The sequence below is a fragment of the Azospirillum agricola genome, from assembly GCF_020005195.1.
GTDB classification, from domain to species: domain Bacteria; phylum Pseudomonadota; class Alphaproteobacteria; order Azospirillales; family Azospirillaceae; genus Azospirillum; species Azospirillum agricola.
This window is the reverse complement of record NZ_JAIFZR010000007.1, coordinates 346,296-358,217: the sequence shown is the minus strand read 5'-3', so window position 1 is coordinate 358,217 and position 11,922 is coordinate 346,296. Positions and strand designations below refer to the sequence as shown.

Sequence of the window (11,922 nt, the reverse complement as noted above, 5' to 3'; positions counted from 1 at the left end):
CGGTCGGGAGGACGGGCCGGCGGCGTGCGGCTCAGCGCTCGCGCAGGGCGCCGTCCAGGGTCGTGTAGATCGGCTTCAACAGATATTGCAGGACGGTCTTCTCACCCGTCGCGATGTCGGCCTCGACCGTCATGCCGGGCAGCAGCAGGTGCTGGCGCAGGTTGTCGCCGACATGGTTCGCGGCCAGCGTCACCCGCCCCTGGTAGTAGGGCGTCTTGTCCTGGTCGAAGAAGGTCGTCGGCGACACCGACTTCAGCGTGCCCTCGACCCGGCCGAAACGGGCGTAGTCGAAGGCGGCGACCTTCACCTTCACCGGCTGGCCCGGCGCCACGAAGCCGATGTCGCGGGTCGAGACGCGGACGTCGGCGACCAGCTCCTCACCGAGCGGCACGATCCTGGCCACCAGCCCGCCGGGCACCACGACGACGCCGGCGGTCTTCACCGACAGCTCCTGGACGATGCCGCCCTCCAGATGCTGCACCGCCTGGACGGCGCTGGCCGGGACGATCTCGCCGAAGGCGACGGCGACCTCCTGGACCGGAGTCACCGCCATCCAGCCGGTGGCGCCGAGCACCAGGGCGCCGACGATCAGCGCGGTGGCCTGCACCAGCGGGCGGACGCCCGGATCCGACACCAGCTCCTCGGTGGCGAAGTCGGCGGATGAGACGTGGATGCCGGCGGCGGTCAGGCGGCGGCTGGCGACGATGTGGCCCATCTGATCATCCCCTTCGGAATGCGGTCGCGAACCTTGTCCGCGGTGCCGAAATAGCGGGTGGTGCCGTTCTCGATGATGAGAACCTTGTCGGCCATGGCGAGATGGCCGCGGCGATGGGTGACGAAGAACACCGTCGAGCGCCCGCGGAAGGCGTCGACCGTCGAGGTGAAGGCGAACTCGCCTTCGAAATCGACGTTGGCCGCCGGCTCGTCGAGCAGCACGATCGGCGCGTCGCGCAGATAGGTGCGGGCCAGCGACAGCCGCGCCAGCAACCCGGCGGGCAGCGGCACGTTGCGCGCGTCGAAGCGGGTGTTCAGCCCGTCGGGCAGATCCTCCACCGCCTCCAGCGCGCCCACCTGGTCGAGCGCGTTGCGCAACGCCGCCTCGTCGGCGGTGGGCGCGACCAGCCGCAGATTTTCCGCCAGCGAACCGTCGAAGAATTGCGGCACCTGGGGGACGAAGGCGATGGAGCGGCGCAGCGCCATCGGATCGAACTGGCGGATGTCGCGCCCGTCGATGCGGACCGAGCCGCCCTGCGGGCCGTAGAGGCCGGCGACCAGCTTGAGCAATGTCGACTTGCCGCCGCCGTTGCGGCCGACCACGCCGATCACCTCGCCGGCGGCGACGTCGAAGCTGAGGTTGGCGAGCACCGGCTCGGCCTCGCGGCCATAGCGGAAGGTGACATGGCTGAAGGTGACCTGGCCGCGGATGTCGGGGCCGCGCTCGGTGCGCACCGCCTCGCTGCGCTCCGGCTGGGTCGCCATCAGCGTCTCGACCTGCCGCAGCGAGGCGCGGAGCTGGCCGAAGCGGGTGCTGGCGAGGAAGGCGTTCTGCAAGGGCCCCAGCGTGCGCCACACCAGCATCATCGTGCCGATCAGCACGCCGGTGGTCAGCACGCCGGTCAGCACCAGCTCGATGCCGAAGCCCAGCGTCGCCAGGCCCGACAGGGTGGCGAGCGACTGGCTGAAGGTGGCCAGCGTGTTGCTGGCCTGGGCGTTGCGGAAGTTGGCCTCGGCCATCCGCGCCGCCAGCGCGTCGTAGCGGGCGGCCCAGATCGCCGAGGCGCCCATCGAGCGGATCGCCGCCATGCGCTCGACGATCTCCAGCAGCAGCTCCTGCCGACGGACGCCGGCGGTGGCCGCGGCGGTGACGCGCGAGCGGGTCAGGGCCTTGCCGATCAGCGCCGCCGCCAGATAGACCAGCACCGCCATGATCGGCACCAGCACCAGCCAGCCGGCGAGCAGCGCGATGACCGCCAGGAACAGCGCAGCGAAGGGCAGGTCGAGGCAGGCCTGGGCCAGCGGCCGGTCAGCAGGTCGCGCACCCGGTCGAGATCCTTGATACGCGACACCTGGGCGTCGACGGCGACCCGCTCGGTCATCAGGCTGGGCAGATGCAGCAGCCGGGCCAACACCGCGTTGCCGACGACGTAGCCGAGCCGGGCCCCGGCGTGCGACATCACGCGGCTGCGCAGCCGGCGCATCAGCATCTCGACCGCCAGCGCGCCGACGGCGCCGATGCCCAGCGCCACCAGCAGCTTGATCGAGCCCACGGCGATGACCTTGTCGTAGATGGTCATCACGAACAGCGGGCTGGCCAGCGCCAGCAGGTTGGCGCACAGCGTCAGGCCGAGCGCGGCGAGGACCAGCGGCAGCGCCGGGGCCAGCCGGTCGCGGATCCAGGCCCGGCGGTCGCCGGCCGGCGGCGCGGCGCGGTCGCCCGGAACGATCGTGACCAGCGTGCCGCGGGCAAGCGAGCCGCGCACCGGAACCACCGGCCCGTCGGACCGCAGCAGGGTGGGAACGCCGTCGGCGATCTCGACGATGCCGGGAACGCCGCCCGGAACCCCGGCATCGGGGACATAGAGCAGGGTGCCGTCGCGGGTATGGGCGACGTCGATGGCGGCGCGCAGGGAAGCGGTGGAGAAGCGCGCGCCGTGCCGCGCCTCGCTGGCGAAGCCCAGCCGGGCGGCGACGTCGCGCAGGTCGGTCAGCGGCACCGGACCGGGCGCCCAGGGCAGCGCCTCGGCGAACTCGCGCCGGCCGCCGGGCCAGCCCAGACGCTGGAGCAGCAGGATGAGGGTGGCGGTCAGGTCGGGGGCGCTGTCGGCGTCCACCGGCACCGGGGAACGGCGCAGGAAGGACAGGCCGGGGAGCAGCGCCTCGCGCTCGCCGCCGCTGGAGTCGAGAAGCTGGGTCATGCGGCAAGCTCCGGCGTGCGGTCGAGCTGCCCGTCGGACAGCCGGTAGATGCGGGTGGCGCGCTTCAGCATCAGCGGACGGTGGCTGATGAACAGCATCGCGCAGTCGGATTGCATCGAGTCGAGCAGGGAGAGCAGCACCTTGTCGCCCTGGTCGTCCGCCGAGGCGTTGGCGTCGTCGAACAGGATGATGCGCGGCTTCCGCACCAGCGCGCGGGCGATGGCGATGCGCTGGGCGAGGCCGCGCGGCAGCGGGTCGGTGGCGCCGTCGCCGACCATGGTGGCGAAGCCGTGCGGCATGGCGTGGATGGTGTCGACGATGCCGACCCGCTCGGCGGCGACCATGGCGGCCGGCAGCTTCTCGGGCTGGAACATGGTGATGTTGTCGATCACCGTGCCGCGGAACAGAGTCTCGCGGTGCGACAGCAGGGCGATGACGCCGCGCAGCGTCGCCGGGTCGTAGACGTCCAGCGGCAGCCCGTCGAGCTGCACCCGCCCGCCGGTCGGCTGGTAGAGGCCGGCGATCAGCGACAGCAGGGTGGACTTGCCGCCGCCGGTCGGGCCGACCAGCGCGACGATCTCGCCCTGGCGGACCTCCAGGTCGACGGCGCGCAGCACCGTCCGCCCGGCGGAGAAGCCGAAGCTGACCGAGTCGAGCGTCAGGCGGGGGACGGCGGTGCTGGCGTCGAGGATGCCGGTGGCCGGCGCCTCGGCCGGCAGGTCGAACAGGTCGTTCAGCTTGGCGGTGGCCACCTCCATCGACTGGCGGCGCAGCCACAGCGCCATCAACCCCTGGGCCGGCGCCAGCGTCCGCCCGACCAGCAGCGTGCAGGCCGACAGGCCGCCGATGCTGAGCGTGCCGCCCAGGACCAGCAGACTGCCGAAGGCGACGGTGCCCAGGCTGCCGAGTTGCGCGATGAACTGGCCGCTCTCGCTGAGGTGCTGGGCGCCAAGCTCGGCGTTGGTGGTGGCGGCGAGGCGCTTGGCCTGGATCGCCTCGTAGCGGCGCAGCAGCGGCACCTCCAGCGCCATCGCCTTGACCGACTGGATGCCGGAGAACAGGCCGATGATGAAGCTGGAGCGCTGGTCCTCGGTGCGGGCGACGGCCGCCTGGACCGCCTGCGCGTCGCGCCCGGAGAGCAGCGCCACCACCGCCATCAGCGCCATCCCGGCGAGCGGGACGGCGACCAGGGCACCGCCGAAATAGGCGATCAGCGCCAGCGAGACGGCGGCGAAGGGGACGTCATAGATGATGGCCAGCAGGGTCTGGCCGGAGGCGTGGTCGCGCAGGGTGGCGATCGCCCCCATGCGCTCCAGATGGGTGCCGGCCGGCAGCGTCTCGAAGGTCTTCAGGTCGGTGGCGAACAGGTGCGACACCGCCCGGCGGTTCATCGTCCGCTCGAAGCGGGTGGCGAGGCGGCCGAGGATGTGCGAGCGCGCGACCCGTAGGATGAATTCCGCCAGCAAAGCCAGCGTCACCCCGGCCACCATCACCACGGCGGTGTTCTGCGAATGGTTGGGAATGATGCGGTCGTAGACCTGGAGCACCGCCACCGGCATCGCCAGCGCGGCTATGTTGACGACGGCCGAGATGGCGACCACCTGCGCGTGGAGCGCAGCGGTCCGCCGGCGTTGGCCTGCAAGGGGATCCTCGGCGGTCATCGGCATGGCGGGTCCTGCGTCAGGCGGGCTGGAAGGGGGCTTGCGCGAGGCAAGCCGGCGGCGTCCACGCCCGGCGGTGGCCGGGCGCAGCAGGGGAAAGGCACGGAGGAAGCGATGGTCCACGCCCGGCCCGCCGGTTCCGGTCCGGCGGCACGGGCACCCAGCTCAAGGTTGAAAAACAGGCGTTACTTCGTCGTCGTATTTCATATCCCGTTCGCGCTGAACAATCCTGCCGTGCAGCGGATCGCAACCCTCGGGAAAACGGACAGGTCGGGGGTATATCCCCCCTTCGGTCGGGGGATGCGGGGAAATCCGGGTTGCGCGGGGCTCAGCCCCGGTGCAGTTCCTTGCGGATCACCTTGCGCAGCTCGTGCAGCGACACCGGCTTGCCGAGCAGGGTGGCGCCCGCCTCGCGGGCGGCGGCGCGCATGGCGGGCGAGGAATCGGCGCCGACGATCACCGCCGGAACCCCCTCCCCACAGGCGGCGCGGACGACGCGGATCGCCGCATCCCCGCCCTCGCTGTCGTGCAACCGCTGGTCGGCGACGATCAGGTCGGGGCAGCGCCCGGCCAGCAGCCGGACCGCCTCGCGGCCCGATGCCGCCTCGACCACCTCGAACCCCCATTCGGACAGCACGGAGGTCATCGCGGTGCGGACATAGAGCTTGTCCTCGATCACCAGCAGCAGGCCGGGCTGCCGCAACGGCGGCAGGATCTCGGCCCCCTCGCCGCCCGCGGCCCCGGACAGGTCCGGGCGCGGCGCGGCCAGCGGCAGGCCGATGGAAACGCGCGTGCCCCGGCCGACCGTCGAGGCCACCTCCAGCCGATGCCCGAGCGCCGCCGCCAGCCGCCGCACGATGGCGAGCCCGAGCCCGGATCCCTGCGGACGGTCGCGGTCGGACGGAAACTGGTCGGGGATGTCGAGCCGGACGAAGGCTTCGAAGATCGCCTCGATCTGTTCCGGCGGAATGCCGCGCCCGCTGTCGACGACGTCGAGCCGGATTTGGGAGCCGTGCCGGCGGCAGCCGATCAGCACACCGCCGCGCTCGGTGAAGGCCAGCGCGTTCTCCACCAGGTGGCGCAGGAGGCGGGCGAGCAGCACCGGGTCGGTGCGCACCGTGACACCGCAGGCAACGGCGCGCAACCGCAGGCCGCGGGCGGCCGCCGGCTCCGCGAACTCCCGCCGCAGCTCGTCGATCAGCGGCGCCAGGGCGACATGCTCCGGGTCGGTGCGGACGAAGCCGGCGTCGATCTTGGAGATGTCGAGCAGACCGTTCAGCGTGCGGTTCAGCGTGTCGGCGGAGTCCAGCAGCGAATCGACGATGTGGGCGTGGGGGTGACCGCGCAGCTTGGTCTTCAGCAGTTCGGCGAACAGCACCAGCGACTGGGCCGGCTGGCGCAGGTCATGGCTGGCGGCGGCCAGGAAGGCGGTCTTGGCGCGGTTGGCCTGCTCGGCCTCCTGCTGGGCGGCCTGGGCCTCGCCCCACGCCTCCCGCAACTGGTGCTCCACCATGCCCTGTCGCGCACCGCCCTTCCCGGCGCCCGGATCCAGCACGGCGCCCGGCACGGCGCCCAGCGCGGCATCGGCCAGGACGGGGGCCGCCGCCTCCGGCCGGCGCCACGCGAACAGCGCCGCCCAACCCAGCGAGACGGCGAGCGCCATCAGGCCGAAGCCGAGCAGACGCCACCGCGTGGCGCCGGGCCTCCCCTCGACCACCTCCGGCGGCGCCAGGCAATGCACCGTCCAGCCGGCCAGCCGCGACCGGCGCGCGACCGCCCGCATCGCCACCCCGTCGAGCGACTGGACCGTCACGCCCGCCCCGGCCGCCGGGGGGGCGATGACGGTGGTCCGGCCGCCTCCCGCCTCGCCCCCCGGCGAGCGGGCGACGATGGTGCCGTCGCCATCGGCCACCAGGGCGACCCAGCCGGCCGGGATGACCCCGGCCAGCGCCAGGGCGCCCAGCCGCTGCTCGATGGTCTCGGCCGGGATGGTCATCGACAGGGCGCCCTGGAACACCCGGTGGCGCAGCGGCACCGCCACCGCCAGCAGCGGCCGGCGCTGGACAGTGCCGACGAACAGGTCGGAGAAGACCGGCCCCTCCGACCGGCGCACCGCCTCCAGCAGCGCCAGCCCGCGGCTGCCCGGCGGCGGCGCCCCCATCGGGGCCGCCGTGTTCATCAGCGGCCGGCCGGCCGCGTCCGACAGGATCACCGCCGACCAGAGGGGACGACTTTGCAGCATGACCAGCGCCTCGCGCCGCAGGTCCTGAAGCTGCCCGCGAGCCAGCCCTTCCGAGGCGGCCAGCGTCTCCAGCAGGGTCAGCGCGTTCTCCAGCTCATGGTCGAGGTCGAGGGCGAGCGCGCCGGCCACCGCCTCCATGCGCAGGACGGCGGCCTGTCTCTGTTCGGCGAGCAACCAAGACGCCACGGCTCCGGCGAAGACGATCAGCGGGGCAACGACGCCCGCGACCAGCAGCATCAGCCTGAACCGCATTCTCACGCCGGCGCTCCCCCAAAGTCGTTCACGTTAAAAGCACCCACCCGTTTCTTGCTCTGGGACGCCCTCCGCGCACGGCGACGCGCGATGGTTATTCCCCAATCCTCGGATGCGCGCCGTCACCTTGGCAATTCCCGCGTTCGTCTATGACCTTGCGCCGCCATGCCGGAAAGGTCCGCGCGTCGGCCGTCGCCCCGCGTCGCCATGGCCTATTCCGTCGCACGGGGAATTTCTCTAAGAAGGGATGAAGCCTCGTCCAAGCCGGATGCCGCGCCCATGCAGATGAACGTCCTGGAAGTCGCCATCTACGCGATGGTGCTCACCGCCCAACAACCGCGCCCCTTCGAATGCGTTGCGGTGCAGCCGGAGGGCGTGAACTGCACCAACGGCCTCGCCGCCCAGGCCGACGGGCCGCATCTGCTGTTCAACACCGGCGTCCAGGTGCAGAAGGACCGCCAGGGCCGCGTCACCCTCAGCAACGGGCTGAAGACCCGGTTCGATTCGACCGCCTGGGTCGCCTTCGGCGAAAGCCCGGACAAGACGCTGATCAGCGTCCGCAAGACCGGCCCGATGCGCTTCAAATTCTCCAACGGCCTGCAATGCGAGGCGATCGGCGCCGACATGGCGCGCTGCTACCGGCCCTGAACGGGGCGCCATGGGGCGGGCGGCGCCTTGCCCCCTCCAGCGCCTCCTCCCGGCCACAGGCCACGCCGAAATTTGCCGCAGCGCGGGGCGGCCGGCGGCCTTGCTCCCGCCACATCCGGGCGATACCGTGCAGCCCACGCCTCAGCCGGCACACGGAACCATGCACGACATCGCCATTCAAGTCCTTGGAGTCGCCGGGCTTCTCGCCCTGGTGAGCTTTCTCCCGCCGCTCGCGGCGCGCTTCCAGCTCCCCTACACGGTGCTGCTGGCGGCGGTCGGGGTGGCGCTCGGCGCCGCGATCCAGACCTTCGCCGGCAGCCCCGGCACCGGGCCGTTCCACGACTTCCTGAACTCGCTGGCCGAGCTGGACGTCTCGTCCGAGCTGCTGCTGCACATCTTCCTGCCCATCCTGCTGTTCGAGACGGCGCTGACGGTCGACGTGCGCCGGCTGTTCGACGACATCGGGCCGATCCTGCTGATGGCGGTGGTCGCGGTCTTCGTCTGCACCTTCGCGGTCGGCTACGCGGTCAGCCTGTTCACCACGCTCAGCCTGGTCTCCTGCCTGCTGCTCGGCGCCATCGTCGCCACCACGGATCCGGCGGCGGTCATCGGCGTCTTCCGCGACCTCGGCGCCCCGCGCCGGTTGACCACGCTGGTCGAGGGCGAGAGCCTGCTGAACGACGCCGCCGCCATCGCGCTGTTCACGCTGCTGCTCGGCATGCTGACCCGCAAGGCCGACGGCGGCGCGCTCGCCGCGACTCTGGAGTTCCTGCGCGACTTCACCGGCGGCGTCGTCACCGGCTATCTCTGCGGCCGGGTCGTCTGCACGCTGGTGGAGCCGATGCGCGACCAGCCGATGGCCGAGATCACCATGACGGTGGCGCTCGCCTACCTGTCCTACGTGCTGGCCGAGCATTACGTCGGCGCGTCGGGCGTCGTCGCCGTCGTCACCTCGGCGCTGGTCATCGCCTCGGTCGGGCGCACCCGCATCTCGCACGCCACCTGGGGGGCGATGGAGCATGTCTGGCGCCAGCTCGGCTTCTGGGCCAACTCGCTGATCTTCCTGCTGACGGCGCTCTTGGTGCCGCGGCTGCTGAGCCAGGCCGGCTGGGCCGAGGTCGGGCTGGTGCTGGTCGTCACCGTCGCCGCCTTCGCCGCCCGCGCGCTGGTGCTGTTCGGGCTGCTGCCGATCCTGTCCTGGGCCGGGCTGTCGCACAAGGTCAGCCACTCCTACAAGGCGGTGATGCTGTGGGGTGGCCTGCGCGGCGCCGTCTCGCTGACGCTGGCGCTGGCGGTGACCGAGAACATCCGGGTGCCCGAGCGGGTGCAGGGCTTCGTCGCGGTGATGGTCACCGGCTTCGTCTTCGTCACCCTGTTCATCAACGGCGCGACGCTGCGCTCGCTGATCCATCTGCTGGGGCTCGACAAGCTGACGCCGGTCGAGCGCGCCATGCGCAACCGGGCGCTGGCCCTGTCGATGGACAGCCTGCGCGACCGCGTCGCCGGCGTCGCCCGCACCTATGAGGTCGACGCCCCCGTCACCGACGTGATGCTGGCGCGCTACGAGGCGCGGCTCCAGGCGATGGACCGCGAACGCCGGGAGGAGGCGCCGCTGACCGACGAGGAGCGCGTGACCATCGGCCTCGTCATCCTCGTCAACCGCGAGGAGGAGTTCTACTACCAGCATTTCTCCGAGGGCGTGGTGTCGCGCGCCGTCGTCGAGATGCTGGCCGGGCGCACCGGCCGCCTGCTCGACGCGGTGAAGACCCAGGGGCGCTCCGGCTACCGCGCCTTCGAGGAGCCCTTCATCGCCTTCTCCTTCTGGATGCGGGGGGCCAGCCTGTTGCAGCGCCGGCTCGGCATCCACCGGCCGCTGGCGCGGCGCCTGTCGATGCGCTTCGAGATCCTGGTCGCCGTCCGCACCGTGCTGCGCGAGCTGCTGGTCTTCACCCGAGGCAAGCTGTCCCGCATGCTGGGCGAGGACGTCGCCTTCGAGCTGGAGGGCCTGCTGATCGGCCGGCTCGGCCTCGTCGAGCAGGCGCTGTCGGCGATGAAGCTGCAATACCCCGACTACGCGATGGTGCTGCAAAGCCGCTACGTCGGCCGCGCCGCCCTGCGGCTGGAGCAGGCCGACTACCGCACCCTGCACGCCGAATCGCTGATCAGCCAGGAGGTGCTGACCGACCTGGAGCGCGACCTGGACGAGCGCCGCCGGGTGCTGGAGCGGCTGCCGCAGCTCGACGTCCGCTTCGACGTGGCCGAGCTGGTGCGCCGGGTGCCGCTGTTCGCCGGGCTGCCGGCGGAGCGGGTGGCGGTGATCGCCACGCTGCTGCGCGCCCGCCTCGCCCTGCCCGGCGAGACCATCGTCCGGCGCGGCGACCGGGGCGACGCCATGTTCTTCATCGCGTCCGGCGCCGTCGAGGTTCTCGTCCCCAACCTCGCCGAGCCGGTCAAGCTCGGCACCGGCGACTTCTTCGGCGAGATGGCGCTGCTGACCCGCCAGCGGCGCAATGCAGACGTGCGTTCGCTGGGCTATTGCCAGCTCCTGGTTCTGGATGAGAAGGACTTCCGCCGGCTGGTGCAGAAGGATGCGGATCTCCGCAACCACATCCAGGCGGTCGCCGAGACGCGCCGCCAGCCGGCCCAGCCCGTCCCGGCGCCGGGCTGACCCCCGGACGGACGTGACGGGAGACGGCGTTCCATGACCGAGAAGACCGCGGCCGAAAAGACCGTGGCCGAGAAGACCGTGACCGAGAAGACGGCGGGCACCGGCCCCGACTGGCTGGGCCTGATGCCCGCCGTCTTCGTGCTGCTGTGGAGCACCGGCTTCATCGGCGCCAAATACGGGCTGCCCTATGTCGAGCCGCTGACCTTCCTGCTGGTCCGGCTCGCGCTGGTCGCCACGGTGCTGGCGCTGGTGGCGCTGGCGACCCGCGCGCCCTGGCCGAAGAGTTGGACGGCGGCCGGACGGATCGCGCTGGCCGGGCTGCTGGTGCACGGGGTCTATCTCAGCGGCGTCTTCCTCGCCATCGCCCACGGGCTGCCGGCCGGGGTGACGGCGCTGGTCGTCGGCCTGCAACCGCTGCTGATCGCGTCGCTCTCCGGCCCGCTGCTCGGCGAGCGGGTCAGCGGGCGGCAATGGGCCGGCCTGCTGCTCGGTCTGGCCGGCGTCGCGCTGGTGGTGCGCGAGAAGTTCGCCATCGACGCCGACCATCTGGTCGGGCTCGGCTTCGCGCTGGCGGCGCTGCTCGGCATCACCGCCGGCACGCTCTACCAGAAGCGCCACGGGGCGGCGATGGATCTGCGCAGCGGCACCGCCATCCAATACGCGGCGACCGCGCTGGTGCTGGCGGTGGCCGCACCGCTGACCGAGACGATGCGCATCGAGTGGACCGGCGAGTTCATCTTCGCCCTGCTGTGGCTCAGCTTCGTGCTGTCGGTCGGGGCCATCTTCCTGCTGTTCGCGCTGATCCGCCGGGGTGCGGCGGCGCGGGTGTCGAGCCTCTTCTACCTGACCCCGCCGGTGACGGCGCTGGTCGCCTGGGCGATGTTCGACGAGCGGCTGAGCGCGGTGGCGCTCGCCGGCATGGCGGTGGCGGTGGCCGGCGTCGCGCTGGTGAACCGGGGGTGAGGGCCAGGAATCGGCCGGACCGATCCGGAACCGGAACGACCCCTGGGACGGCTTCCGATCCGCCCCGCGTTGCCAGAGGCTGGCGCAGGCACTATGATTCCCGTATCGTGCCATCGGTGGTGATGGAAGGGCTTCCGCCCGACCGACCCCCGCGACGACCGGAAATGACCCGTATGGACCCTCTCGACCTTTCGCTGGACGACCACCGCACGCTTCAGGCCATCGGCATCCTGGCCGACGTGCTGGACGGCGTCGACGGGCCGGGCGGGCTCGACACGGTGCTGGTGTCCAAGGCGCTGCGGCAGGTGATCGCCACCAAGTCCAAGCCGGCCTTCGAATTCGCGTCGCGCGCCTTCAACACGTTGGATCCCGAGGTCCGGCGCAAGGTCAAGGCCGACGCCGACACCGCCGCCCAGGGCGCGGTCGACCTGCGCTCGCGCGTCGGCGGCTTCCTGGCCACCCCGACGAAGAAGCCGGTGCCGCAGGGGCCGGTGGTGGGCCAGCAGCCGAACTTCATCACCGCGCTCAACCTCCGCTCGCGCCGCCGGCCGACGCCGCCGTCCTCGTAAGGCG

Annotated in this window: 9 protein-coding genes; 4 read left to right on the top strand and 5 right to left on the bottom strand. The window is 71.9% G+C overall.

Features of this window, described 5'->3' with window-relative positions:
• Window positions 1-31: 31 nt before the first annotated feature.
• The 5 genes from JN22_RS31445 to JN22_RS31425 all read right to left on the bottom strand — a co-directional run bounded on the left by JN22_RS31445 (window position 32) and on the right by JN22_RS31425 (window position 7,070).
• Entirely contained in the window at window positions 32-715 is a 684-nt protein-coding gene (locus JN22_RS31445) for a putative HlyD family type I secretion protein (protein ID WP_085557837.1), read from the bottom strand.
• Complete coding sequence (locus JN22_RS31440; RefSeq protein ID WP_179166322.1) at window positions 685-1,941, bottom strand: peptidase domain-containing ABC transporter; 1,257 nt, start codon at window positions 1,939-1,941, stop codon at window positions 685-687. Before JN22_RS31440 ends, JN22_RS31445 begins: the two co-directional genes overlap by 31 nt.
• Window positions 1,893-2,915, bottom strand: a complete 1,023-nt coding sequence (locus JN22_RS31435; protein ID WP_179166321.1) for an ATP-binding cassette domain-containing protein — start codon at window positions 2,913-2,915, stop codon at window positions 1,893-1,895. Before JN22_RS31435 ends, JN22_RS31440 begins: the two co-directional genes overlap by 49 nt.
• Window positions 2,912-4,582: a peptidase domain-containing ABC transporter gene (locus JN22_RS31430; RefSeq protein WP_085557835.1), complete on the bottom strand. Its 1,671-nt coding sequence runs from the start codon at window positions 4,580-4,582 to the stop codon at window positions 2,912-2,914. The genes JN22_RS31435 and JN22_RS31430 overlap by 4 nt, the downstream gene beginning before the upstream one ends.
• Before the next feature lie 322 nt (window positions 4,583-4,904).
• Window positions 4,905-7,070: a hybrid sensor histidine kinase/response regulator gene (locus JN22_RS31425; protein ID WP_085557834.1), complete on the bottom strand. Its 2,166-nt coding sequence runs from the start codon at window positions 7,068-7,070 to the stop codon at window positions 4,905-4,907.
• A gap of 279 nt (window positions 7,071-7,349) precedes the next feature.
• Here JN22_RS31425 and JN22_RS31420 point away from each other — a divergent pair, with 279 nt between their 5' ends.
• From JN22_RS31420 to JN22_RS31405, 4 genes are all read left to right on the top strand, one after another.
• Window positions 7,350-7,718, top strand: coding sequence for a hypothetical protein (locus JN22_RS31420; RefSeq protein ID WP_085557833.1), 369 nt, complete (start codon window positions 7,350-7,352; stop codon window positions 7,716-7,718).
• Window positions 7,719-7,878: 160 nt separating this feature from the next.
• Window positions 7,879-10,386, top strand: a complete 2,508-nt coding sequence (locus JN22_RS31415) for a cation:proton antiporter (RefSeq protein WP_085557832.1) — start codon at window positions 7,879-7,881, stop codon at window positions 10,384-10,386.
• Between the two features lie 123 nt (window positions 10,387-10,509).
• Entirely contained in the window at window positions 10,510-11,349 is an 840-nt protein-coding gene (locus JN22_RS31410) for a DMT family transporter (RefSeq protein WP_211099732.1), read from the top strand.
• Between the two features lie 173 nt (window positions 11,350-11,522).
• Complete coding sequence (locus JN22_RS31405; RefSeq protein ID WP_085557830.1) at window positions 11,523-11,918, top strand: hypothetical protein; 396 nt, start codon at window positions 11,523-11,525, stop codon at window positions 11,916-11,918.
• Window positions 11,919-11,922: the final 4 nt, after the last annotated feature.